20 protein-coding genes are annotated in these 23533 nt (G+C 71.0%); 10 read left to right on the top strand and 10 right to left on the bottom strand.

Annotated elements, in window-relative coordinates; genetic code table 11:
* Positions 1 to 249 precede the first annotated feature (249 nt).
* Entirely contained in the window at positions 250 to 789 is a 540-nt protein-coding gene (locus ACIBKY_RS20660) for a TetR/AcrR family transcriptional regulator (RefSeq protein ID WP_397098323.1), read from the bottom strand.
* A 64-nt stretch (positions 790 to 853) separates the two neighbouring features.
* Between ACIBKY_RS20660 and ACIBKY_RS20655 the strand changes: the two genes are divergently transcribed.
* Positions 854 to 1261 carry a hypothetical protein gene (locus ACIBKY_RS20655; RefSeq protein WP_397098321.1) on the top strand — a complete coding sequence of 136 codons (408 nt, stop codon included), beginning with the start codon at positions 854 to 856 and terminating at the stop codon, positions 1259 to 1261.
* Positions 1245 to 1781 carry a hypothetical protein gene (locus ACIBKY_RS20650; protein ID WP_397098319.1) on the top strand — a complete coding sequence of 179 codons (537 nt, stop codon included), beginning with the start codon at positions 1245 to 1247 and terminating at the stop codon, positions 1779 to 1781. Before ACIBKY_RS20655 ends, ACIBKY_RS20650 begins: the two co-directional genes overlap by 17 nt.
* Here ACIBKY_RS20650 and ACIBKY_RS20645 read toward each other — a convergent pair.
* A complete protein-coding gene (locus ACIBKY_RS20645) occupies positions 1765 to 2613 on the bottom strand; it encodes a TIGR03619 family F420-dependent LLM class oxidoreductase (RefSeq protein ID WP_397098317.1) in 849 nt (282 codons plus the stop codon). The genes ACIBKY_RS20650 and ACIBKY_RS20645 overlap by 17 nt on opposite strands.
* Positions 2610 to 3857 (bottom strand): LLM class flavin-dependent oxidoreductase, encoded by a 1248-nt coding sequence (locus tag ACIBKY_RS20640; protein WP_379620565.1) that lies wholly within the window; start codon positions 3855 to 3857, stop codon positions 2610 to 2612. The genes ACIBKY_RS20645 and ACIBKY_RS20640 overlap by 4 nt, the downstream gene beginning before the upstream one ends.
* Before the next feature lie 94 nt (positions 3858 to 3951).
* Between ACIBKY_RS20640 and ACIBKY_RS20635 the strand changes: the two genes are divergently transcribed.
* From ACIBKY_RS20635 to ACIBKY_RS20625, 3 genes are all read left to right on the top strand, one after another.
* Complete coding sequence (locus ACIBKY_RS20635; RefSeq protein WP_397098315.1) at positions 3952 to 4767, top strand: TIGR03619 family F420-dependent LLM class oxidoreductase; 816 nt, start codon at positions 3952 to 3954, stop codon at positions 4765 to 4767.
* 9 nt (positions 4768 to 4776) lie between these two features.
* On the top strand, positions 4777 to 6411 hold the full coding sequence (locus ACIBKY_RS20630) for a serine/threonine-protein kinase (protein ID WP_397098313.1): 1635 nt from the start codon (positions 4777 to 4779) through the stop codon (positions 6409 to 6411).
* 105 nt (positions 6412 to 6516) lie between these two features.
* On the top strand, positions 6517 to 8439 hold the full coding sequence (locus ACIBKY_RS20625) for a PASTA domain-containing protein (protein WP_397098311.1): 1923 nt from the start codon (positions 6517 to 6519) through the stop codon (positions 8437 to 8439).
* Between the two features lie 10 nt (positions 8440 to 8449).
* Here the strand turns inward: ACIBKY_RS20625 and ACIBKY_RS20620 are convergent, their stop codons facing one another.
* Positions 8450 to 9355 carry a class I SAM-dependent methyltransferase gene (locus ACIBKY_RS20620; protein WP_397098309.1) on the bottom strand — a complete coding sequence of 302 codons (906 nt, stop codon included), beginning with the start codon at positions 9353 to 9355 and terminating at the stop codon, positions 8450 to 8452.
* A 487-nt stretch (positions 9356 to 9842) separates the two neighbouring features.
* Here ACIBKY_RS20620 and fxsT point away from each other — a divergent pair, with 487 nt between their 5' ends.
* The 3 genes from fxsT to ACIBKY_RS20605 all read left to right on the top strand — a co-directional run bounded on the left by fxsT (position 9843) and on the right by ACIBKY_RS20605 (position 14597).
* Positions 9843 to 12326 carry an FxSxx-COOH system tetratricopeptide repeat protein gene (gene fxsT / locus ACIBKY_RS20615; RefSeq protein WP_397098307.1) on the top strand — a complete coding sequence of 828 codons (2484 nt, stop codon included), beginning with the start codon at positions 9843 to 9845 and terminating at the stop codon, positions 12324 to 12326.
* Between the two features lie 147 nt (positions 12327 to 12473).
* The gene (locus ACIBKY_RS20610; RefSeq protein WP_397098305.1) at positions 12474 to 13316 is read left to right on the top strand and encodes a RimK family alpha-L-glutamate ligase; all 843 of its coding nucleotides are present in this window, start codon (positions 12474 to 12476) and stop codon (positions 13314 to 13316) included.
* 120 nt (positions 13317 to 13436) lie between these two features.
* Positions 13437 to 14597, top strand: a complete 1161-nt coding sequence (locus ACIBKY_RS20605; RefSeq protein WP_397098303.1) for a cytochrome P450 — start codon at positions 13437 to 13439, stop codon at positions 14595 to 14597.
* Between the two features lie 3 nt (positions 14598 to 14600).
* On the opposite strand, the gene ACIBKY_RS20600 is transcribed toward ACIBKY_RS20605, so the two are convergent.
* From ACIBKY_RS20600 to ACIBKY_RS20585, 4 genes are read right to left on the bottom strand one after another with little or no spacing between them, the layout of a single operon-like run.
* The gene (locus ACIBKY_RS20600; protein WP_397098301.1) at positions 14601 to 15410 is read right to left on the bottom strand and encodes a carbohydrate ABC transporter permease; all 810 of its coding nucleotides are present in this window, start codon (positions 15408 to 15410) and stop codon (positions 14601 to 14603) included.
* On the bottom strand, positions 15397 to 16308 hold the full coding sequence (locus ACIBKY_RS20595; protein ID WP_397098299.1) for a carbohydrate ABC transporter permease: 912 nt from the start codon (positions 16306 to 16308) through the stop codon (positions 15397 to 15399). The genes ACIBKY_RS20600 and ACIBKY_RS20595 overlap by 14 nt, the downstream gene beginning before the upstream one ends.
* Complete coding sequence (locus ACIBKY_RS20590) at positions 16305 to 17558, bottom strand: ABC transporter substrate-binding protein (protein WP_397098298.1); 1254 nt, start codon at positions 17556 to 17558, stop codon at positions 16305 to 16307. Before ACIBKY_RS20590 ends, ACIBKY_RS20595 begins: the two co-directional genes overlap by 4 nt.
* A complete protein-coding gene (locus ACIBKY_RS20585; protein WP_397098296.1) occupies positions 17558 to 18781 on the bottom strand; it encodes a Gfo/Idh/MocA family protein in 1224 nt (407 codons plus the stop codon). The genes ACIBKY_RS20590 and ACIBKY_RS20585 overlap by 1 nt, the downstream gene beginning before the upstream one ends.
* A gap of 109 nt (positions 18782 to 18890) precedes the next feature.
* On the opposite strand from ACIBKY_RS20585, the gene ACIBKY_RS20580 reads away from it, so the two are divergent.
* The gene (locus ACIBKY_RS20580; RefSeq protein ID WP_397098294.1) at positions 18891 to 19976 is read left to right on the top strand and encodes an ROK family transcriptional regulator; all 1086 of its coding nucleotides are present in this window, start codon (positions 18891 to 18893) and stop codon (positions 19974 to 19976) included.
* On the opposite strand, the gene ACIBKY_RS20575 is transcribed toward ACIBKY_RS20580, so the two are convergent.
* Together ACIBKY_RS20575 and ACIBKY_RS20570 are read right to left on the bottom strand one after the other, a co-directional pair.
* Complete coding sequence (locus ACIBKY_RS20575) at positions 19973 to 20467, bottom strand: cupin domain-containing protein (protein ID WP_397098292.1); 495 nt, start codon at positions 20465 to 20467, stop codon at positions 19973 to 19975. The two genes, ACIBKY_RS20580 and ACIBKY_RS20575, sit on opposite strands and share 4 nt — an antisense overlap.
* Complete coding sequence (locus ACIBKY_RS20570) at positions 20448 to 22667, bottom strand: MMPL family transporter (protein ID WP_397098290.1); 2220 nt, start codon at positions 22665 to 22667, stop codon at positions 20448 to 20450. The genes ACIBKY_RS20575 and ACIBKY_RS20570 overlap by 20 nt, the downstream gene beginning before the upstream one ends.
* Positions 22668 to 22758: 91 nt before the next feature.
* Here ACIBKY_RS20570 and ACIBKY_RS20565 point away from each other — a divergent pair, with 91 nt between their 5' ends.
* Positions 22759 to 23301 (top strand): TetR family transcriptional regulator, encoded by a 543-nt coding sequence (locus tag ACIBKY_RS20565; protein ID WP_397098288.1) that lies wholly within the window; start codon positions 22759 to 22761, stop codon positions 23299 to 23301.
* Positions 23302 to 23533: the final 232 nt, after the last annotated feature.

The following is a 23533-nucleotide window of genomic DNA, read 5'->3' as shown; positions in this document are numbered from 1 at the left end:
TCCGTGCCTGTCCTCTCATCCGTTACGGCTCCCGCCGGCCCACCCGCACCGCCGCCCCCGGCGCGCGCCCGTCGAGCGATGGTCGTGAGGGCTCACGGGCCGCCCGCCGTGACAACTCCGCCCTGGGCACGCCGCGGCGGCAGCTTCGCCCCTGGCACGCGGCGGCACAAGATCGCTCGCCCGGTGACTCCGCCCCCGGCACGCGGCGGCACAAGATCGCTCGCCCCTGGCACGCGTGGGCGAAATCCTTCACTCACCCAGCAACTCCGCCAGCGCCAGGTCGACCAGGGCCGCCGTGTCCTCGTGCATGATGCCCAGCCGCCGCAGCGCCGCCACCCCCAGGTAGCTCGCGTATCCGGCCAGCACGCGGCGTTCCGCGGCCTCCTCGCCGATTCCCGTCTGGGCGACCGTCGCCGTCATGAACGCCAGGCGGCGCTCGTTCACCCGTCTGGCCACCTCGGCCACGGCCGGGTCGTCGGCCTCGCTGATCAGGCGGAACGACACCGCCGCCTCCGCCGCGTCGGCGAACGCCAGCTCCAGCAGGGTCCGGAGTCGTTCGCGTGGATCGGGGATCTTCTCCAGGCCCTGGATGATCTGCTCGGTGGCGCGTTCCCAGAAGGCGAGCGCCGCCTCGACCAGGGCCCGCCGGTTGGCGAAGTGCCAGTAGAAGCTGCCTTTGGAGACGCCCAGCCGTACCGCGACAGGTTCGACGGCGACGGCGGCGAGGCCGCCCTCGGCGAGGGCCGCGAGCGCGGCGCGCGCCCAGTCGTCGGCGTTCAACTTACCCACCCGCACAGCCTGCCATACGGTGGCGTATAGTCGGCACCATACGCAGCCGTATGGAGGTCGTGACATGGTCTACAACGTGCATGAACGGGTCATCGCCGGCTCGGTCGATGAGGTGTGGGCGAAGCTCGCGGACGTCGGGCGGATCTACCCGGCGAGCAGCGGGACGTTCGAGCTGCCCGAGGGGCTTTTCGAGGGCGCGCCGGTACGGCACGACCGTGCCCGCTACCGGGTCGCGGTCGTCGAGCCCGGCCGCAAGCTCTGGTTCGACCTCGGCAAGACGATCAGCGGCGGGCACGGCTTCGAGCTGTTCCCGGTAGAGGGCGGCACGCTGGTGCGCCATCACCTCAAGGGGCGGCTGTCGGGGATGTTCGCGCTGCTCTGGCCGCTGATCATCCGCCGCCATCACGACAAGGCGCTCGAAGGGCTTCTCGACAACCTTGAGCGCGAGGTCGCACATGCCGACGCTGGCTGAGGGGTTCATCCCGGTTCCGGACGCGTCCGAACGGCACGCGATCGTGATCACCGCGCCCCGCGAGCGGGTGTGGGAGGCCATCAGGCGGCCGGACCCCTCCGACATCCGCCTGGCGAAACCGCTGTTCGCGCTCCGGAACCTGGTCTCCAGGCTGCTGAACGGGCACGAGCAGCGGGACATGCCCGCCTTCACACCGCTCGCGGAGGAGACGGGCCGCGAGGTCGTGCTCGGCACCGTCGGCCAGTGGTGGAGGCTCGGCCGCTCGAAGGGCGTCGACTCGGTCGGCACCGCCGAGGAGTTCACCGCCTTCGACCGCCCCGGGTACGCGAAGGGCACCTTCAGCTTCGTGCTGGAAGAGGCCGGGCCGGGGCGTATCAGGCTGGTGACCGAGACCAGGGTGGCGGCCACCAGCCCGGACGCCCGCCGGGCCTTCCTGCGCTACTGGGCGGTGATCCGGCTGGGCAGCGGGCTGGTGCGCTGGGCCATCCTGTCGTCGATCAAGGCTAGAACTTCGCGATGACCTCCTCGGCGAAGCGCTCCATGGTGGCGATCTTGAGCTCCAGGGTGCCTTCGCCGTACTCGGCCTTCTCCTCGGGCGTGGCCAGCCACCACGGGGCGGCCATGGTGGCGGTGACGCCCTTCGCGGCGAAGCGCCGGTAGACGGCGGCGTCCGGCATCACCGCCAGCGGCGCGACGACCTCGAACGGGCGGTCCTTCGGCAGCTTGGCCAGGACGGGGTCGAGTTGTTCCTCGGTGTAGATCCGGTTGCCGATCCACCCGTCGCCGAGCCGGCAGGCGCGGGTGAGCGCGGCCTCGCTGTCACCGCCGACGTAGACCGGGATGTTCCCGGACGGCGTCGGGCAGATGGACAGCTCGGGCAGGCCGTCCAGCTTGACCGCCGAGCCCGTCCACAGCTCCCGCAGGGCCGGGATCATCTCGTCCAGCCGCCGTCCCCGGGTGTGGAAGTCCTGGCCGGTCGCCTGGAACTCCTCCTTGCACCAGCCCACCCCGACCCCGAACGTCACCCGCTCGCCCGACAGCACCGCCGCCGTCGAGACCTGCTTGGCCACGGTGAACAGGTCGCGGGCCGGCGCGATGTAGACGTTGGGGGAGAAGCGCAGCGTGCTGGTCACCGCCGCCATCGCGCCGATCGTGACCCACGTGTCCGGCCAGTGGGTGCCGGCGTTCCAGCGCGGCCTGCCGCTCTTGGAATAGGGGTACGGCGAGGCGAAGTCGGCGTAGAAGATATGGTCGGAGAGCGTCAGCGTGTCGAACCCGCAGCGCTCGGCGGCCCGCGCCAGCTCCACGAACTGGTCGGTGGGGACGAACGAGGCCCCCAGCCAGAACCTCACTGGAACTCCGGGATGACCTTGGTGGCGAACATCTCCAGGTTGCGCTTGACCGTGTCGAGCGGCAGCACGCCCTGCTGGCCCTGCATGTACAGGCCGAACCACTCCAGGTCGGGCATCCGGTCGAGCATGCGCTGGATGCCGCGCTTGACGTCGTCGGGGGTGCCGAACAGGGCCATCTCGACGTCGTTCATGCGCTTGGCGTCGCCCTTCTCCGGGGAGATGGGCTTGTGCTTCTCGTCCTCCTTCTTGCGCAGCACCTCCAGGTAGCCGAAGGGGCCGAAGAAGGCGGCGAAGTCCTTGGGGATGCTGCGGCCGAAGGTGTTGATGGCCTCCTCGGTCGTGTCGGCGATGCCGACGATCTTGAGGATGCCGGTGTGCTCGCCCAGCTTGTAGTCGCGGCCCTGCCGGGCGGACTCCTCCTGGTAGAGCTTGGCCTTGGCGGCGTGGTCGTCGGGGTTGGGGGTGAACATCCAGGGCAGGATGTTCTCCTGGGCGGCGCGGATGACCGAGCGGTCGGAGATCGTGAACGGCTGCCACAGCTCCGGGTGGGGGTTCTGGTACGGCCGCGGGCAGACGGAGACCGCCTGGACCTTGCCGTCGTCGTCGAGTTCCCCGGGCGCGCCGAAGGTCTTCGTCCACTCCTGCGCCGGCCAGCCCTCGATGCCGTCGAAGGGGAAGGGCACCTCGTAGTCCAGCACGTCGGACTTGTAGCGCAGCGTCTCCTGGGTCCAGGCCATCTTCATGATCTTCAGGACCTCGCCGAACACGTCGAAGTTGCGCGTGTCCGACGCCGAGCCGTCCGAGCGGGCCGCGGCGGCGTGCCAGCGCTGGCCCAGGACGTTCATCCAGCGGTTCTGGTAGCCGCGGGCGACGCCCAGGCGCAGCCGTCCCTTGGAGAACTGGTCGAGCAGCGCCACGTCCTCCGCGGCCCTGATCGGGTCCCAGGCGGGCAGGACCATGCCGAGGGGGGCCAGCAGGATGCGTTCGGTGCGGGCCGCGAGGTCGGTGAGGAACATCAGCGGGTTGACCGAGAACTCCATCCCCTCCGAATGGAAGTGGTGCTCGGTCATCATGAGCGCGTCGAAGCCGATCTGGTCGGCGTGGACGGCGATCTCCCGCACCTCGTGCAGCAGTCGCTGGTATGACTCGGTGTCCCGTCCGATGGGCCGTTTGGCTTTGGCGTTCTCCTCGGCGGCATATCCGGAGCCTGGAATCTGCGGGTTCAGGAAGATGGAAAACTTCACCGGGAGTCCTCTTTCCGCGGGGCGTTTCTCTGACCGGCAAGCTACTCTAAGAATCTTAGCCGAGCAATCGCTTGGTTGACATGGGAGGTCGGCAATGCGGCTGGGCGTCACGATGTTCTCCACCGATCTGGCGATGCCGGTGCCGGAGCTGGCGCGGGCCGCCGAGGAGCGCGGCTTCGCCTCGCTGCTCCTGCCCGAGCACACGCACATCCCCGTCTCGCGTCGTACGCCGCCGGCCGGCGGGCAGGCCGTGCTGCCGGAGGAGTACAAGCGCACCGTGGACCCGCTCGTCGCCCTCGGCGCCGCGGCCGCGGTGACCACGCGGATCCGGCTCGGCACCGCCATCCTGCTCGCCGCCCAGCGCGAGCCGATCGTCACCGCCAAGGCCGTGGCCACGCTCGACCACCTGTCCGGCGGGCGGGTGATGCTCGGGATCGGGTTCGGGTGGAACGTCGAGGAGATCGAGAACCACGGCGTGCCGTACCGGGACAGGCGGGAGGTCGCGCGGCGCAACGTGCTGGCGATGCGCGCGCTGTGGAGCGAGGAGGTGGCCTCCTTCGAGGGGGTCGAGGCGTCGTGGTCGTGGCCCAAGCCCGTCTCGGGGCCGCCCGTGTACGTGGGCGGCGCGGCGGGGCCAAAGATGTTCGCGCACGTCGCCGAGTACGCCGAGGGGTGGATGCCGATCGGCGGCAAGGGCATCAAGGCGGCACTGCCCGCGCTGCGCGAGGCCTGCGAGAAGGCCGGGCGTCCCATGGCCGAGGTCATCCCGATCGGGACCCTGCCCACCCCGGAGAAGCTCGGCTACTTCGCCGAGCTGGGCATCGAGGAGGTTGTGGCCACGTTGCCGAGCGGTCCGGCCGGCCGGGTGCTGCCGGTGCTCGACTCCTACGCGGAACGCTTCCTGTCATAATTACGCGCTATGTCGCGATTGGCGGAGCTTCGGGCGGGCGACCCGCGCCGGCTGGGCTCCTACCTGCTGGCGGGGCGGCTCGGCCAGGGCGGGCAGGGCGTCGTCTTCCTCGGCCAGACCCGGGCGGGCGCGCAGGTCGCGATCAAGCTGCTGCACGCCAGCGTGGCCGCCGACCCCGAGGCGCGCCGGCGCTTCCTCGGCGAGGTGGAGGCGGTGCGCCGGGTGGCGCCGTTCTGCACGGCGCAGGTGCTCGACGCCTCCCTTGAGGACGACCGGCCGTACATCGTCAGCGAGTACGTGGACGGCGTGTCCCTGCGCGACCACGTCGTGGCCAAGGGGCCGAGGACCGGCGGCTCGCTCGACCGGCTGGCCATCGGCACCGCCACCGCGCTGAGCGCCATCCACCGCGCCGGGGTCGTGCACCGCGACTTCAAGCCGGGCAACGTCCTGCTCAGCCTGGACGGGCCGAGGGTCATCGACTTCGGCGTCTCCCGCCTCATGGACAGCGCCGCCACCACCAACCAGATCCCCGTCGGCACGCCCGCGTACCTGGCGCCCGAGCGCATCGAGGGCGAGTCCGCCGGCCCGCCGGCCGACCTGTACGCCTGGGCCCTCACCCTCGCCTACACCGCCAACGGCCGCCACGCCTACCGCGCCGACACCTACCAGGAGATCCTCGCCCGCATCCTGTACGGCCGGCCCGACCTGGGCACGCTGACCGGGCGGCTGCGCGAGATCGTGGAGGCGTGCCTGGCCCGATCGCCCGGCGAGCGGCCCCGGGCGGAGGAGGTCCTGAGCCTCCTGCTGGACCAGGAAGGGCTGGACGTCCGGGACGTCCTGACCTCGGGGGCCAGGGCCGCCGTCGACACCACCGACCCGCGGGCCGGCGTGCCCGCGGGGAACGTCTCGGCCACGGGAGAGGGCGACACCCTCCCGATCGGCCCGGAGGACTCCACCACGACGGCACCCGGACCTCCCGGCCCGGAGGACTCCACCACGACGACACCCGGACCGGGGGATGTACCCCGGCCCGGCCTCGGGGCGGGCCACCCGAACGCGGGTCTGCCGAGCGCCGGGGTGCCGAGTGCCGGGGTGCCGAGTGCGGGGGTGCCGAGTGCGGGGGTTTCGGGTTCCGGCATCGAGGGTGCGGGGCTGACGGTTGCGGGCGTTCCGGGTTCCGGTGTCGTGGGTGCGGGTGCGGGTGCGGGTGCGGGTGCTGGGCAGGGGCGTGGCCGGCGGCGGGTGGCGAGGTGGCAGGTCGCCGTGGCCGTCCTGGGGGTGCTGGCCGGGGTCGCGGGGTTCGGGTTGTGGCTGCGTGGCGCGCAGAGTCCCGGGCTGGCGGGCACCTGGACCGGGTCGGCCGATCACCCCAGCGCGGGCCGCGTGTTCCCGGTGGAGATCAAGCTGGCGGGCGAGGGCGACTCCGCCATGCGGTGGGGCGCCGACCTGCGCTGCTCCGGCCGCCTGGCCAGGACCTCCAGCGCGATGGTCTACACCCTCGACAACGTACGCGGCGAGGAGTGCTACCCCGGCACCCTCCGGATGTTCCCCAGCGGCGGCGACACCGACCAGGCGGTGATCAGGGTGACTCGCCGTGGTGACACCGATGTCACCTATTCGGGCAAGGTAAGCCGCCCGTCCTGACCGGATGTGTCACGGTCGTGTGCCGATTGGGCCCCCCGCGTTGACTGTCCGGCATTGGTTGCTTTCAGTGGAATGAGTACCGGGTGGCGGCGAGGGGAGGCCCTTGTGCCTGACACGCAGCCGCTCAATTCGGGGGACCCGCGGCAACTGGGCGACTACACACTGTCCGGCCGGCTGGGCGAAGGCGGCCAGGGCGTGGTGTTCCTCGGGATGAGGGGCGAGGAACGATACGCGATCAAACTGCTCCACGGTCCGGTGGGGGACGAGCAGGCGGCGTTCTTACGCGAGGTGGAGCTGGCCAAGCACGTCGCGCGGTTCTGCACCGCCCAGGTGGCGGACGCCGGGTTCGACGAGGGCCGGCCGTACATCGTGAGTGAGTTCGTCGACGGTCCTTCGCTGTATCGGGAGGTCGCGCTCACCGGGCCCAAGAGCGGCGGCGCGCTGGAGCGGCTCGCGGTCGGGACCGCGACAGCGCTGGCGGCCATCCACCGCGCCGGGATCGTGCACCGCGACTTCAAGCCGCAGAACGTGCTGCTCGGCCCGGACGGACCCCGGGTGATCGACTTCGGGCTGGCGCGGGTGCTGGACGCCGCGGCCACGCAGAGCGGGCGCGGGGTGGGCACGCCCGCCTACATGGCGCCGGAGCAGATCACCGCCGCGCTGGTCACCGGTGCGGCCGACGTGTTCTCGTGGGGCGCCACCATGTGCTTCGCGGCCAACGCCAGCGCGCCGTTCGGGCAGGACTCCGTGGCGCCGGTGCTGCATCGCATCCTCACCGCGCCGCCGGAGCTCGGGCGGCTGGACGGGTACCTGCGCGATCTGGTGGCGGCCTGCCTCGACAAGGACGCGCGCAACCGGCCGTCGAGCCGCGACCTGCTGTACGCGCTGCTCGGCGACTCCGGCGGGGCGCCGGCGTCCGACGAGGTGCCGGCGGAGGTGCTGCGCTCACCTCCGCCGCACCTGCTGCGCTCGGGGGCGGTCCCGATGGCCGAGCCCGAGACGACGGGGGCGGCCGTCGGGGCCGATTCCGCCGTCTACCACCTGCCCGCCGCGCCGGTCGCCGCCGCGAGCGGTCCGGTGGCGGTGAGCCAGGACACACAGGACGTGCGCGCCGGCCGGCGGGCCAGCGCCGCCAACCGCGCGGGCCTCGCGGTCTCCTGCGCGCTGCTGGTGAGCGCGGCGGTGCTGGTGACGCTGCTGGTTCCGGCCTTCCGCTCCGGCGACGGCCCGGCTCCCCAGGCGGCCGCGCAGCCCAGCGGCTCCGCGCCCGCGCTGCTGCTGCCGCAACTCGCCGAGCCCTCCCCGTCGCGGGAACGGCAGGAGCAGAAGGTACGAGGGGGCGCCACCGAACCGGCTCCACCACCGCCGAGGGTGGAGCCGGTAGGGGTGGGGGTGCCGAGCGTGGTGGGGCTGGATCGTTCCGCGGCGGTGAAGGCGCTCAGGCGGGCCGGGCTCAGCGCGGGGACGTTCAACGAGGTGGACTCCAAGCAGCGGATCGGCCGCGTGCTGGCCAGCCGTCCCGCCGCGGGTGCGTTGCTGGCCAAGGGGGCGGAGGTCGATCTGGACGTGTCGGCGGGGCTGGCCGTACCGGAGCTGAAGGGGTTGAGCAGGAAGGCGGCTGAGCTCGCGCTCGGGCGGGCCGGGCTGGAGACCGGTGTGGTGAGCCGGGCCTGCTCGGCGCAGCCGGGCGGGCGGGTGCTGTCCTCGGAGCCCGCCGCGGGCAGCCGGGTGGCGGGCGGCAGCGCGGTGGCGCTGGTCGTCACGCAGCACGGGGCCGAGGTTCCCGCGGTGGTCGGCAAGGGCAGGGAGAGCGCGGTCGCGGGGCTGAAGGCGGCGGGGTTCGCCGTGGAGCAGCGGGTACAGATCGTGACCGAGCCCGGCGAGGTGGACACGGTGCTGGCGCAGAACGTGCCGGCGGGCCGGTGTGCCCAGCCCGGCCGGACGATCGTCATCACCGTGGGCGTCGAGGGGCAGACCGGCCCGGATCCGGGCGAACCCGATCCGGATCCCACGCCCACCCCGTCATGACGCCCGCTCCTCACGAGGCGGGCGCCTCGACGGCGGGGCGCTCGGTGATCCCGCCGCGTACGCGCGTGCCGTTGACGAACACGGCGACGAAGGAGTAGAGGCGGTCGGCGTAGACCTGCCGCATGGCGCTGAGCTGGAGTCCGGCCTCGTCCGCCCTGGCGCCGACGGCGAGCGGCGGGACGGCCCGGGTGCGGAGACCGACCTTGGCGCCACTGGTGGAAGTGGCCTGGTAGAGCGGGTGAGCCTCGGTGTAGCCGGGGTCGATGTCGCAGACGATCAGCGTTCCGCCCGGCGCGAGCAGACCGGCCAGCCGCCCGAAGTCCGGCATTTCCGGCATCGAGGACAGGACGAGGTTGAGCAGAATCACATCCTGCGACCGGGGCGCGATGCGGTCGCGGACCCGGTTGATGTCCTCGACGAGGATCTTCGTGCGCTCGTAGAGCGGCTGACCCGCCAGATGGCGCTGGAACTGCTCGGCCATGCCCGGGCAGAAGTCCACGTAGGTCCAGCGCATCGAGGTGTCGAGGAAGAAGTGCGTCGCGACGTTCTTGCCGGAACCGCCGCCCAGATCGAGGACGCGGAGGCTGGGCTTGGCGTCGCGGAGGCCGACCAGCAGCCTGATGACCGCCCGGTGGGTCTCCAGCAGGTTGGCGGAGTTGCGCTGGTCGTAGTTGGGGGCGATCGCCTGGTAGAAGTCGCGCGCCTGCGTGGTCTCGAAGAGCTGGACGGCCTCGTCGTCGTTCGCCGCCGCCGGGGCGAGCGCCTCCTCGCGCGGTCCCACCCGCGGCGGCCAGAACTCGATCGACCTGCCCTGCCGGTACGCGCCGACGAGGACGACCAGAACAATGGCGGCGACCCCCGCGACCAGATATCCCGAGCTGCCGCCCAGGGCGTCGAACACGTGCTTCAGATCCATCCCGGAACCTCCTTACCTGCGTCCATGAACGCTCGCGCGCGACTGTCCCGCCAGAGCGGTGGACAAGATCGTGCTGGATCCGCGCCACTCGCGGATGGGACAGGACACGCGGGGACGCGTTCGCGGAGAATAGGTCAGGCTTTTCCCCGCGATAGCGGTCACATAAATGTGGAGTGGGTGCTAATGGGCGGACAATTCGCGTACTGTTGCGGACAAGCTTGGACAATCGCGGACAGCTCAATGAGGCGTTATGGGAGAAGAGTCGGCCGACCTTGCCTCCGCCGTGACAAAGGTTGCGACAAAGGAAGACTTGGCGCGACTTATGCGGATACTGCGTGCGCGCGCGGATATGCCGGCCTATCGAGATCTGGAGAAACGTGCGGTCTCCGCCGGCGGCTCCCTGCCCCGCACAACACTGGGGGAAGTACTCAACGGGCGTAAGTTCCCAACGAAGGCCTTTCTGATTACCTTTCTCAACGTCTGTGACGTGCCGGCCACCGAGCAGGTGACCTGGCTTCAGGTGTGGAATCGGCTGGCCGCCGAGTACAACGCGGGCGCCGTCACGGACGTGGCCCGCGCGGCCGGCGGAGAGCTGCCGTTGAGGGAGGCCAGGGAACTGGCCGACCGCCTGGGCGAGGACCTGGTCCGGGAACGGCGGCGGATGTCCGAGCACGGCGCGCGGCTGGAGGAGATTGTCCCGATCTTGCATCAGGCGGTGTCCGTCCTCGCCGAGTCCGGACAACACGAACTGGCCGAGCAGGTCTCCGGCGGTGTCGTGGAGCTGTGCCGGGGCGCCGCCTGCGACAAGTCGTCCGCGTGCCTGAGCCTGCGACACGAGCGGGCGATGATCCTGGCCCGGCGCGGCGCCCCCTCCGCCCCGTCGCTGCTGGGGGAACTGCTGGCCGACTGCAGGGAGACGCTCGGCGACGCCGATCCCATGACCGCCACGGTGGAGGCCGCGCTCGCCCGCTACGCCACCGGTGCTCCGCCCGCGACCGGCATGCTGCCCACCGTCTGGAACGTCGAGCCGCGCAACCCCGAGTTCACCGGCAGGGAAGAGGTCATCGCCGAACTGGGCCGCCGCTTCCGCACCGGCGGCCTGGCCAAGGTCCAGGTGCTGCGCGGCTGGGGCGGCGTGGGCAAGACACAGATCGCGATCGAGTACGCGCACCAGTTCGCCGCCGACTACTCCGTCGTGTGGTGGATCGACGCCGAGGACCCGATGCTGATCGGCAAGCAACTGGCGGAGCTGTCGGTCCAGTTGGGGCTGGCGATCCCCGACGTCGACTCGGGCAGCGCCGTCGCCCTGCTCAAGGCGCACCTGCGCCAGCACTCCGGCTGGCTGCTGCTGATCGACAACGCCGAGGATCCCGGGCTGGTCCGCCGGTGGCTGCCCGGAGGCCCGGGACACGTGGTGATCACCTCCCGGGTGGGCGGCTGGGAGCACCTGGCCGTCACCGTCCCGGTGAACGTGATGGAGCGTGCCGAGTCGGTCCAGCTGATCCGCAGCCACGGCCCGGACCTGGGGGGTTCCGAGGCGGCGGCGCTGGCCGCCGAACTCGGCGACCTCCCGCTCGCGCTGGTGCAGGCCGGCACCTTTCTGGCCGAGACCGCGACCGCCCCGGGCGACTACCTGGGGCTGCTGCGCTCACGGCCGAAGGAAGTGCTGAGCGAGGGCGCGGCGGGCGAGTACCCGCACTCACTGGCCGCGGCCGTGGGCCTGACCATCGAACGGCTGGCCAGGCACGAACCGGTCGGCCTGGCGCTGGCCCGGATCTGCTCCTTCCTCGCCCCGGACACGATCCCCGTGGAATGGCTGGTCGGCGCACACCCGGCCGCGACAGGGAAGGGCCCGCTGGACGGCCTGACGGCGGCCGAGGACGACGCGCTCGCCCTGCGCCGGGGCGTCGGCTCGCTGAGCCGCTTCGGCCTGGCGGTCGGCGCGCGCGGCGGGCTCCGGCTGCACCGGCTCACCCAGAGCATCATCCGCGACCACCTGCCCTCTGCCGAGCAGGAGATCGTCCTGGAGCACGCCAGGGCGCTGCTGGCCCGCTACCGGCCCGGCGACCCGGAGGATCCCGCCGGCTGGGCCGCCTGGTCACGCATGGTTCCGCACCTGTTCGCCGTCGCCCCGGACGCCTCCGGCGACCACGACCTGCGGGAGATGGCCTGCGACGCCGGCTGGTACCTGATCGAGCGGGGCGAGGCCCAGGCCAGCGCCAGGTTCTCCGCCCAGCTCTACTCGCAGTGGCAGAAGACACTCGGACCCCGGCACGCGCAGACCCTCGCCGCCGCCCGCGACCTGGCCAGGGCGCTGCGCGAACAGGGCGACTACGCGGACGCGGCCCGTCTCTACGGGCAGGCGACGCACGAGGCGGAGGCGGAACTGGGCGCCGACGACCCCCTGACCCTGCGGCTCAAGCACGGATCCGCGATCAACCTGCACCTGCTGGGCCGCGACCGGGAGGCCTACGCGTTACAGAAGGACGCCTTCGAGCGCTATGAGCGCGTCCTTGGCCCGAGGCACCCGCACACCCTTCACTCCGCCAACCACCTGGCGGTGGCGCTTCACGCGCTCGGCCGCTTCGAGGAAGCCCGCGACCTGCACGAAGAGACCCACGCCCGCTACCGGGAGGTGCTGGGCGACGATCACCCCGACACCCTGCGCTCGGCCAACAACCTCGCGGTCGACCTGCGGACCCTGGGCGACCACGACCGGGCGCACACCCTGCAGATCGAGGCGCTGAGCCGCCGGCGCCGGACACTCGGTGAAGATCACCCGCACACGCTGCAGTCGGCCACGAGCCTGGCCGAGACCCTCCACACGATGGGCCGTTCCGAGGAGGCCTTCCGCCTGCAGAAGGAAACCCGCGACCGCAGCATCAAGGTTTTGGGCGCGCATCATCCGGACTCCCTGCACGCGAGCCGAAACCTTACTAACATCCAGGAGTCCCTCCGCCATTCCTCATAGACATCTGCCCTAGAGAATCGTTGCCCGCGCCCAATTGTCATGGTTCTATAAGGGCGGCCGATTTCCAAAGGACGGGTGCACATGGCTCATGCGCGCATTGCCTTGGTGACCGCCAGACCGCGACCAGAAGTCAATCCGGATTTGGATATGCCGCTGCTGCACGCGGCCTTCGACGAGGTCGAAGCCGAAGCGGAAATCACCCATTGGGACGATCCAGAAATCGATTGGTCCTGTTTCGATCTCGCCGTCGTCCGCTCTCCGTGGGACTACTCCTGGCGTTCGGCCGAGTTCCTGGCGTGGGTCGACCGCTGCGCGGAGCGCACCCGCGTGGCCAATCCACCGGAGATCATCCACTGGAACGCCCGCAAGGAGTACCTGCTCGAACTGCGTGAGCAGAAGGTGCCCGTGGTGCCGACCACCTACCTGGTCCCCGGTTCGGCGGCCGACCTGCCCGCCGGGCACGACTTCGTGGTCAAACCGGCCGTGGGGGCCGGAGCGCGCTTCGCGGCCCGCTACACCCCCGCCGATCGGGACCGCGCCGCCGCCCACGTCGAACGCATCCATGCAGACGGGGTCACCGCGATGGTCCAGCCGTACCTCTCGCGTATCGACGTGAGCGGGGAGCGGGCGCTGGTCTTCGTCCGCAACCGCTTCCTTCACGCCATCCGCAAGCGGGCTGTCCTCGCGCCCGGCCTGCGCTACGACGAGCCCAGGGACGCGCACCCCGGCACCGAGCCCTGGCAGCCGACCGCCGCCGAACGGGATCTCGCCGACCGGGTGCTGAGCACCGTGCCCGACGCGGACAAGCTCCTGTACGCCCGGGTCGACATGGCCGACGACGCGGCGGGAAACCCCATCCTGACCGAGCTCGAACTGGTTGAACCCGGCCTCTATCTGCGCTTCCACAAGGACTCGATTCCCGCGTTCGTCGAGGCGATCGTGGACGTCGCCGAGGCGCTCCGGCCGGCGGGGAGCGGCCGTACGAGCTGAGCGACAGAGCTGAGCGACAGAGCTGAGCGACAGAGCTGAGCGACAGGGCTGAGCAACAGAGCTGAGCGACAGGGCTGAGCGACCGCGCCAGAGGAATCTTCCAGCCAGGGGGACCGCGCCGTGTCAGAGGAGTTCGGGCCGATGCCCTTCACGGCGCCCTCTCCCTTCGCCGAGCCTCCCGAGTTCGAGCGTCTTCGCGCTCGGGAGGGTCCCGTCCGCGTGCGCACCGCCGCCGGGCAGGCCGGCTGGCTGGTGACCCGCTACCCCGACGTGCGCGCGCTCTGCGCCGACCGGCGCATCGGCCGGGCGCACCCCGATCCCGCGTGCGCCCCGCGCCTGTGGCCGGCGCGGTTGTTCGACCCGCCGGGCGACGTTCACGGCGAGATGGCCGACCACCGGCGCCTGCGCGCGCTGCTTTTACCGGCTTACGGCAGGCGCCGGGTGGCCGCGGAGCGGGCGCGGGCCCAGGCCGTGCTCGATGAGATCCTGTCCAAGCTCGTGGCCCGAGACTCGACCGCCGACCTGTACGCGGAACTGGCGTTGCCGTACGCCATGCGGGCGGTCTTCGGCTTCGTGGGCGTACCGGAACAGGAGTGGGAGCTCTGCCGGTGGCGCTCCCACTGGCTACGCGCGCCGGGACGGATGGCGGAACAGCCCGGTGGGGTGCGCGCGGCGATGAGCCGGATGGTCGAGCGGGAGCGGGGCAGGGCGGGTGAGGACGCGATCACCCGGCTGGCCGCGCTCGGCACCGAGGCGGCCACCGACGTCCTGTGCGGCCACGTGGGGCTGGTGGAGTACGAGACGGTCGCGGCGCGGATCGGCTACGGGCTGCTGTACCTGCTGGCCGATCAGGCACAGCGGCGGCGGCTGGTGGGCGATCCCGGCCTGGTCCCCTCCACGGTCGAGGAGATCATGCGGGTGGCGGTGCCGGGTGGCAGCTGGATCCCCCGGTACGCGACGGCCGGCATCGACCTGGGTGCGGCCAGGATCCGCGCGGGTGACCTGGTGGTCCTGTCGATGCAGGCCGCCAACCGGGACGGGCGCTGGTTCCGCGATCCCGGCGCGTTCCTGATCGACCGCGTGCCCAACCCGCACCTCGGCTTCGGGCACGGCAAGTTCTACTGCCTGGGCGCGCACCTGACCCGGCTGCTGCTGCACCAGGTGCTCACCACGGTCTTGGCGCGCCTGCCGGCGTTGCGGCTGGCCGTACCGGCGGAGGAGGTCGAGTGTGATCGTTCGTCGGTGACCGGCGGTGTGCGGGCGTTGCCGGTCAGCTGGTGAGGGCTACTTCAGGGCGCCCGCCGTGAGGCCGGCGACGATGCGGCGCTGGAAGAACAGAACCAGCAGGACCAGCGGGATCGTCACCAGGACGCCCGCGGCCATCTGCGTGCCGAACGGGGTGTCGAACTTGGCCGCGCCGGTGAACTGGGCGATGCGGACCGTGGCGGTCTGCGTCGCCTGGTCGTTGACCATGGTCACGGCGATGATGAACTCGTTCCACGTGCAGATGAACGCGATGATCGCGGTGGTGAAGACGCCGGGTGCGGCCAGGGGGAGCAGGACGCGGCGGAAGGCGGCGAAGGCCGTGCAGCCGTCGATCATGGCGGCCTGCTCCAGTTCCAGGGGGAGCTGGCGGAAGAAGACGGTCAGGTTCCACACGGTCAGCGGCAGGGCGAACGACATCGAAGGGACGATCATCGCCTGGTAGGTGTTGATCCAGCCGATCGTGGTGAACAGCTTCAGCAGCGGCACGATCAGCAGCGCCCCGGGGAACATGGACACGGCGATGATCAGGGCGAGAATGAGGTTCTTGCCGCGGAAGGTCAGCCGGGCCAGGGCGTACGCGGTCATCGTGCCCACGAGCAGCGTCACGGCGGTCGTGACGGAGGCGACCAGCAGGCTGTTGCCCAGCGCGCGGCCGAAACCCATGCCCTCGGCGAAGACGGCGGCGTAGTTCTCCAGCGACCACGGCACCGGCACCGGCGACTTGTCGTAGATGTCGGAGGTACGGCGGAAGCTGGAGACCACCATCCAGTAGAAGGGCACCAGGCAGTACAGGGCGATGCCCGCCAGGCCCGCTCTACGCAGCAGCATCGCGCGACTCCTTCTTGCGGGCCCGGACGTCGCTCAGCAGGTCGGCGCCCAGCAGCTTCACGAACACGAACGCGATCACCGCGATGTAGACGAACAGGGCGGTGCCGTAGGCGGAGGCGGGGCCGTAGTGGACGCGGGTGGCCTCGTCCCAGATCAGCCCGGACAGCGTCTCGACCGAAGCCTTGCGGGGTCCGATGAGCACGTACGGCAGGTCGAAGACCCGCAAGGCGTCCATGAGCCGGAACAGCACCGCCACCAGCAGCGCCGGTTTGACCAGCGGGAGCGTGATCCGCCAGAACCGCTGCCCGGCGGAGGCGCCGTCCACGCGGGCGGCCTCGTACACCTCGGCGGGGATGATCTGCAGCCCGGCCAGCACCAGCAGGCCGACGAACGGCGACGTCTTCCACACGTCGGCGATGATCACGGCCAGCTTGGCCCACGCGCCGTCGGCGGTCCAGAGGATCTGGGTGCCGAGGATCGTGTTGGCGACGCCGTCCGCCTGGAAGATCCACTTCCACATGAGGCCGGAGACCGCGGTCGGCACCGCCCACGGCACCAGGATGCTGGCCCGCAGGAACGCGCGCCCGCGGAAGGCGCGGTGCATGACCAGCGCCATCGCGACGCCGAGCACGACCTCCATCGCCACCGTCGCGACCGTGAACAGCGTGGTGTTGAGCGTGGCGTTGAGGAAGCGCTCGCCGAGGACGCCGGCGTAGTTGGCCGCGCCGGCGAACCGCTCGCCCTCGACCACGAAGCCGTCGGCGTCGAGCGTCTGACCGCTGGTGTAGAAGGATTCGCGCATCGCCGCGACCAGGGGATAGAACACCACCAGCGCCAGTACGACCAGCGTCGGCGAGACCATCCCCCAGCCGAGGAGATTCTGCCGGGTGCGGATCACTTGAGCAGGGGGCCCAGCGCGGACTGCATCTCGGCGAGCGCCTGGTCGACGGGCTTGGTCCCGGAGACGATCGCGTACGCCGACTCCTGGATGGCCGCGGTGACGTCGCCGTACTTGACCGCGGAAGGCCGCGGCTTGGCCGCCAGGATGCCCTCCTTGAGCGCGGGCAGGTACGGGTACTTCTTGATCAGCTCGGGGTCCTCGTAGAGCGAGGCCCTGGCCATGGGCGTGGAGTTGATGAGCGCGAACGCCTTCTCCTGCTCGGCCGAGGTGACGAAGGCGATGAAGTCCTTGGCCGTCTCCTTGTGCTTGGAGAAGGCCGACAGGGCCAGGTTGTTGCCGCCGAGCGTGCCGGCGCCCGGCCCGTTCAGCCCGGGGATCGGCGCCACGTCGAACTTGCCGGCGACCTTGCTGGAGCCGTCGGTCTTGTTGGCGGCCTCGTACATGTAGGCCCAGTTGCGGTAGAAGAGCAGCTTGCCCTCCTGGAAGGCGACGCGCCCCTCTTCCTCCTTGTACGTGACCGCCTCCTTGGGGATCATCCCGGAGCTGAAGCCGTCGGCCAGGAACCGCGCGGCCTGCTTGGCCGACTCGCTGCTGACCTCGGGGAATTGGCCGCCGGCCGAGTTGACCGCCTCGGCGAAGTTGACGGTCAGGCCCTCGTACTTGTCGAACTGCCCGCCGTAGCAGGACATGCCCTTCTGCTTCGGCAGCACCTCGGCGCAGATCTTCTTCATCTCGTCCCAGGTCTTGGGCGGCTCCTTGACCAGGTCCTTGCGGTAGTAGAGCAGCCCGGTGCCGGTGAACAGCGGCATCGCGTAGAGCTTGCCCCGGTACTTGCCGGTCTCGACGGACGGGGGAAGGAAGCCGGTGACGTCGAAGCGCGGCCCGGTCAGCTCGTCGGCCCAGCGGTTGGCGGCGAACTCGCCGGTCCACACGGCGTCGATGAGCAGGACGTCGAAGGAGTCGGACTTGGTCTGGGCGTTCTGGATGAGTTTGCGGCGCTGCTCGTCGGCGCTCTCCGGCAGCAGGACCGAGGTGACCTTCTCGTTCGGGTGGGCGGCGTTCCAGGTGTCGACGATCTTCTGCGTGGCCTCGGCCTCGAACTTGCCGCTGGCGAACGTGAGCGGGCCGCGCCCGCCGTCGGCCGGCTTCTGCGTGCTGGGGGTTCCGGCTCCCTGCCCGCCGCAGGCCGCCAGGCCGAGGCCCAGCAGTCCCGCGACCAGAGCGGCCGGGATCTTCTTACCGTGCATTATCGGGGGGTTCCTTCCAAGGTGACGGTGGTGCCGTCGAGGCGGGACCTCTCGGCCGCCCAGGCGATCAGGTGGCTGTGCAGGCTCTCGCCGGGCGAGGACAGCACGGCCGAGCGGTCTCCGGTCTCGACCGCGTTCAGGAACGCCGCCATCAGGCCCTCGTCGCCGCCGCCGTGGCCGCCGCCGGCCGTACCGTCGCCGGTGGCGGAGCTGTCGACGACGGACGTCTCGCCCGTGACGAAGTCGGTCACCCTCAGCAGCACGCCGTCGCCCTCGATGGAGCCGTGCGTGCCGAAGATCCGGGTCTGGCGGTGCTGCTGGGGGGTGAACGCGGTCATGGTGAACGCCGCGCTCGCGCCGCCCTCGAACTCCATGTTGACCACCTGGTGGTCCACGACGTCGTTGTCGCAGGCGTAGACGCATCTGCCGTACGGGCCGGTGCGCAGCGCCTCGCGGACGCCCGCCGCCGAGACGTCCTCGGTGATCACGGTCAGCGGCCAGCTCTCGCGCCCGGCGAGCGGCAGGTAGAGGCGGGGCGCGGAGTAGGGGCAGGTGCTCTCGACCGCGCAGTCCAGGCAGCGGTCGGCGGCCCCCTCGGGGCGGTTCTCCGGGCGGAAGTGCTTGAGCCCGCCGAAGGAGGAGACCCGGGTGACCTGCCTGCCCATGATGTGCACGAGCCAGTCGAGGTCGTGGCAGGACTTGGCGAGCAGCATGAAGGTCGACTCGTCGGTACGCCGCCAGTTGCCGCGCACGTAGGAGTGGGCCTGATGCCACCAGCCGACCGGTTCCAGGTGCTGCACGCTGACGATCTCGCCGATGGTGCCCGCGTCGAGCAGCCGCTTGAGCGTCCGGGTGTAGGGCGTGTAGCGCAGCACGTGGCAGACGGCGAAGACGGTGCCGGCCTTCTCCGCGGCGGCCACGATCGTGCGGCAGTCCTGCTCGGAGACCGCCATCGGCTTCTCCAGCAGGATGTGGTAGCCGAGCTCGGCGAAGCGGACCGCGGGCTCGACGTGGTCGGCGTCCATGGTGGCGATGATCACGGCGTCGGCCTGGCGGGGGAGGGCGGCCAGCTCGCGCCAGTCGGCGTAGTGGGCGGCATCGGGGAAACGTTCCCGGCGGGCCGCCAGCGGGTCGGCGACGGCCACCACGCGTGCCCTGCCCTCGGCGCGGCGGGCGTACCCGGACCCGCGTGAACCCGCGCCGACGACGGCGAGAGTGACCATCAGCCCTCCAGATATGTAACCAATTCACGTATGTCGGCTGATGCTAGGATTCGAGGTCAAACAGGTCAATAGGTGGAGTCGGTCACAGTTATGAAACGGAGTCACATAAGTGGCGGGTGACGCTTCGCTCCTGCGACGGGTGAACACCCAGGTCACGCTGAACGCGCTACGCCGCGAAGGCGTGGCCACGCTCACCCGGCTCGGCCGGATCACCGGGCTGTCCCGGCAGACCGTCGAGACCGTCCTGGACGAACTGGCCGAGCGCGGCTGGGTCAGGGAGATCCCGCCGGACGAAGGCGTCATGGGCCGGCCCGCCCGCAGGTTCGGCTTCCGTGCCGACGCCGGATACACGCTCGGCGTCGACATCGGCGCCAACAAGATCCTCGCCGCGCTCGCCGACCTCAACGGCGAGGTCGTCAGCTGGCACCGCGTGCCCGTCTCCGACGGCGCCCCCGCTCCCGAACGCCTGGAGGCCGCCCGCCAGGCCGCGCTGTCCTGCGTGGACGTCGCGGGCGTGGCCCGTACCCGGGTCTGGGCGATCTGCGCGGGCACTTCGGGCGTCGTGGACCGCTCGGGCCGCGTCTCCCTGTCGACCGTGCTGCCCGGCTGGACGGGCGTGGATCTCGCGGGGCTGGCCGGGGGCTGGTTCGGGTGCAAGGGCCTGGCCGCCAACGACGCCAACCTCGCCGCCCTGGCCGAGCACTGGCGCGGCAGCGCGCAGCACGCGGCCGACGTCGTCTACGTCCTGGTGGGCCATCGGGTCGGCGCGGGCATGCTGATCGGCGGCCGGCTCCATGGCGGCAGGACCGGCGCGGCCGGCGAGATCGGCGCGCTGCGCCAGGTCGGCTGGGAGGACGCCGCCGCGGAACTCGACACGCACGGCGAGGCGGCCGCCGTCTTCAAGGCCGCCGGCGACGGCGACCCCGCCGCCGCCCGCGCGGTGGAGCGCTTCGCGGAGAAGCTCGCGATCGGGGCCGCCGCCCTCGTGCTGGCCGTCGACCCCGACCTGCTGGTGGTCGGCGGCGGCTACTCCCGCGCGGGCGACGTCCTGCTCACGCCGTTCCGCCGCCATCTGACCGACCTGTGCCTCGGCGTGCCCGAGGTGGTCACCTCCACGTTCGGCGACGAGAGCGTCGCTCTGGGCGGGGTACGGCTGGCCCTCGACCACGTGGAAAGGGAGATCCTCGGGCTCTAGACCATGTACTGGTCGTGCCGGTGATAGAGCTCGGTCCACTCCTCGTCGCTCAGCTTGCGGCCGGAGGTGGCGAGCTCGGCCAGCGCCTCGAAGTACGCCTCCCGCGGCGCGCCCGGCGTGAACAGGATCAGCATGGTCACCCGCTCGCCCGACTCGTTGCGGAAGCCGTGGTGGCCGCCGGGCGGCACGTACAGGAAGTCGCCGGGGCGGCCGTCCACCCACGTGTCGCCGCTGTAGAGCTTGACCGAGCCGGAGATCACGTAGAACGACTCGGAGATCGTCCGGTGGAAGTGCGGGGTGGCGCCGCCCGGCCTGACGCCCATCTCCCACCGATACAGCCCGAACTGCCCGTCGGTGGTGGCGCCGGTTCCGAGATAGTGCACCTCGGTGCCACCGGCGCCCATGACCAGGTCAGGGGCTTGATCGGCCGGGCGGAGCACGCCGCTGTGCTCTCCCGAGTCGCCTTTGTACCTAACTTCGGGATACGACATGGGGCTCACTCTTCCAGACCTGCGGCTCCTCGTCGTCCTCGTGACCTTCGACGGAGAGGTTGGGCAGCAGCCGGTCCAGCCAGCGCGGGCACCACCAGTTGAGGCGGCCGAGCAGCACCATCGTGGCGGGGACGAGGAAGCCGCGGATGATCGTGGCGTCCACGGCGATGGCCACCGCGAGCCCCACGCCGAACGTCTTCACCAGCGGGTCCGGGTAGGCGATGAAGGCGACGAACACCGCGACCATGATCAGGGCGGCGGAGGTGATGACCCGGCCGGTCGAGCCCAGACCCTCCGCCACCGCCCGCCGGTTGTCATTGTGCTTGAGGTACGCCTGCCGTACCGCCGTCAGAAGGAACACCTCATAGTCCATCGAGAGCCCGAACAGCACCGCGAACAGCATCAACGGCACGTAGGGCTCGATCGGCACGGTGAAGAAGAGGGTCTGCAGGTAGGAGGCGTCGGCCGGTGGATCCATGCCGACCAGCTGGCTGCCCAGGCCGTAGGAGAAGACGATCGCGAGCGCGCCGAACGCGGCCCCCAGCGACACCAGGTTCATCAGCGCCGCCTTGAGCGCGACCACCGGCGCGCGGAACGCCAGCAGCAGGAGCATCGCGCTGAGCAGCACCACCACGCCGATGACCAGCGGTGTGTTGCCCGAGATGCGGTCCGCGGCGTCGGCGAGCGCGGCCACCTCGCCGCCGACGTGCACGTCCACGCCCGGCCTGTCCAGCGCTCTGACCGCCTCGACGACGGCGGGCGCGCGCTCGTCGCTGGGCGCGTAGTCGGGGATCGCCTGGATCAGCACGGTACGGCCGGCGTCGTTGAGCTTGGGCGGGCTCACGTGGGCGATGCCGTCGATGTCGCCCACGTCCCTGGCCAGACCTTCGACGATCGGGTCGGTGGCCTTGGCCACCTTGCTGCCCAGTTCCGCCACGACGACCAGCGGGCCGTTGCTGCCGGGGCCGAAGCCGGTGGCCATCAGTTCGTAGGCGCGGCGGGGGGCCGAGCCCTGCGTGCCGTACCCGTCGTCGAGCGGCCCGAGCTTCAGCGCGAGCGCGGGCGCGGCGAGCGCGCCGAGCGCCAGGACGCTGGCCAGCAGGACGCTCCACGGCCGCTTGGCGACCCACGCGCCGAGCCCGGCCCAGCCGCCGGAACCTTCCTTGCGACGGCCCAGGAACGGCACCTTGAGCGCGTTGACCTTCTCGCCCAGCACGCCGAGCAGCGCCGGGACCAGCGTGATCGAGGTGAGCACGGCGAAGACGACCGAGATGCCGGTGATCCAGCCGAGCGTGCGCAGCAGCGGGAAGCCGCCGAGCACGAGCGCGCTGAGCGCGATGATCACCGTGCCGCCGGCGAACACGACCGCGCCGCCCGAACTTGACACCGTGCGCCGCACCGACTCCAGCACCGGCACCCCGTCGGCCAGCAGCTTGCGGTGCCGCGAGAGCAGGAACAACGCGTAGTCGATGCCCACGCCGAGCCCGATCATCGTGGCCATGATGCCCGCCTGCTTCGGCACGTCGACCACATGCCCGAGCAGCCCGATCACGCCCAGGCCCGCGGCCACGCTGACCAGCGCCGTGAAGATCGGGATCAGGGCGGCCACGAGCGTGCCGAAGGCCAGTACCAGGACGAGCAACGCGCACGTGACGCCGATGATCTCGCTGGGGCCGGTCTTGATCTCCTTGTCGGCCGGCGTCGAACTGTCCGCCGGAACCACCTCGATGCCCACCGCACGGGCCGGATCCGCGGCCTTCGACAGCGCCTGCGTGGTCTCGGCGATCTTGGCGCTGTCATGGCCCTCCATGCGGACCACGATCAGGCCGATCTGCAGGTTGGAGGCGATGCCGCCGCGCCGGTAGGGCGTCTCGACCTGCTCGACGTGGGGGAGGTCGCGGAGCTTGTCCATGGACCTTTCGACGGCCTGTTTCTTCGGCTCGTCCGTGAGCGGTCCCTTGTCGGAATAGAGCACCAGTTGCACCGTGCCGCCCGGCGCGTACCCCGGGCCGAACCCGTCGCGCATCAGGTCGTGCGCGCGCTGCGCGTCGGTGCCGGGGATGGTCACGTCGTTGCTGACCGGCCTGCCGGAGACCAGGCTGCCGGCCATGAGGCCGGCGGCCGCGATCACCCATAACGCCAGTACCAGCCGCCCGTGCCGTGCACACCAGCTACCGAGCCGCCCGAGAAACCTCGTCATTGTTTACGCCCGTCCTGTACGCTCGTACAGCGTCTACGATGCCGAGATTAGACGGAAACTTCCGGAAATCTCGTGTTAGGCCGGAAATGAGATGATGACCACAATCGACCCCGGGAACGACACCCGCAGCCGCATCCTCGCCGCCGCCCAGCGCCTGTTCGCAGAACGCGGCTACGCGGCCACGTCACTGGCCGACATCGCCGCCGAAGTGGGCCTCACCAAAACCGCGGTCGCCTACCACTTCCACCCGAAGGACCGGTTGGCCGCCGAACTGCTCGCGCCTGCCGCCGACGACGTCTTCGCCCTGCTCGGCACCCGCGACGACTTCGTCCCCGCGCTGGTGGACTGCGTGGTGCGCAACCGGGCGGTGATCCGGCTCCTCATGGAAGACTTCGGCACCGCCGACTCCGCCCCACCCGGCACCCCCGGCGAAGCCATCCGCACCTTCCGCGACGCCATCCACGAACGCCTGGTCGGCCCGGACCCCTCAGAACAGGATCGGATCCGTGGATGGGCTGTGCTGGGGGCGTTGCAGTGGGGCGTCGTCCACACGATGGACCTGCCGGAGGAACTCGTCCGCACCGAACTCCTCCACCTCGCCCAACCCCCAACCCCCAAACCCCCTAACCCCTGAGCCCACCCTTCCCGGGTCCCACCTTTCCTGGGTCCCCACTCTTCCCGGACCCCCACGGTTCCTGGGTCCCCACCCTTCCCGGGGCCTTCACCTCTCCTGGGCCCCTCGCCTCTTCCGGGCCCCTCGCCTCTTCCTTTCCGGGGTTACCAACACCCTGGGTGGCCGACGCCCCGGGGCCGCCCAGCCTCTGGGCCATCGACGCCCCAGGTGGCCGACTGCCCCGGGCGCTGAC

The organism is Nonomuraea sp. NPDC050394 (assembly GCF_044459065.1).
GTDB lineage: Bacteria > Actinomycetota > Actinomycetes > Streptosporangiales > Streptosporangiaceae > Nonomuraea.
The sequence above is the reverse complement of the archived record's forward strand: the minus strand, read 5'-3'. Positions and strand labels throughout refer to the sequence as shown.

What these genes read in the sequence shown, in the direction of transcription:
- ACIBKY_RS20575 (WP_397098292.1), bottom strand. Translation starts at nt 20,467, where the DNA reads ATGTCGTATCCCGAAGTTAGGTACAAAGGCGACTCGGGAGAGCACAGC.
- ACIBKY_RS20600 (WP_397098301.1), bottom strand. Translation starts at nt 15,410, where the DNA reads ATGCTGCTGCGTAGAGCGGGCCTGGCGGGCATCGCCCTGTACTGCCTG.
- ACIBKY_RS20565 (WP_397098288.1), top strand. Translation starts at nt 22,759, where the DNA reads ATGATGACCACAATCGACCCCGGGAACGACACCCGCAGCCGCATCCTC.
- ACIBKY_RS20610 (WP_397098305.1), top strand. Translation starts at nt 12,474, where the DNA reads ATGCCGCTGCTGCACGCGGCCTTCGACGAGGTCGAAGCCGAAGCGGAA.
- ACIBKY_RS20655 (WP_397098321.1), top strand. Translation starts at nt 854, where the DNA reads ATGGTCTACAACGTGCATGAACGGGTCATCGCCGGCTCGGTCGATGAG.
- ACIBKY_RS20620 (WP_397098309.1), bottom strand. Translation starts at nt 9,355, where the DNA reads ATGGATCTGAAGCACGTGTTCGACGCCCTGGGCGGCAGCTCGGGATAT.
- ACIBKY_RS20650 (WP_397098319.1), top strand. Translation starts at nt 1,245, where the DNA reads ATGCCGACGCTGGCTGAGGGGTTCATCCCGGTTCCGGACGCGTCCGAA.
- ACIBKY_RS20635 (WP_397098315.1), top strand. Translation starts at nt 3,952, where the DNA reads ATGCGGCTGGGCGTCACGATGTTCTCCACCGATCTGGCGATGCCGGTG.
- ACIBKY_RS20590 (WP_397098298.1), bottom strand. Translation starts at nt 17,558, where the DNA reads ATGCACGGTAAGAAGATCCCGGCCGCTCTGGTCGCGGGACTGCTGGGC.
- ACIBKY_RS20570 (WP_397098290.1), bottom strand. Translation starts at nt 22,667, where the DNA reads ATGACGAGGTTTCTCGGGCGGCTCGGTAGCTGGTGTGCACGGCACGGG.
- ACIBKY_RS20585 (WP_397098296.1), bottom strand. Translation starts at nt 18,781, where the DNA reads ATGGTCACTCTCGCCGTCGTCGGCGCGGGTTCACGCGGGTCCGGGTAC.
- ACIBKY_RS20630 (WP_397098313.1), top strand. Translation starts at nt 4,777, where the DNA reads ATGTCGCGATTGGCGGAGCTTCGGGCGGGCGACCCGCGCCGGCTGGGC.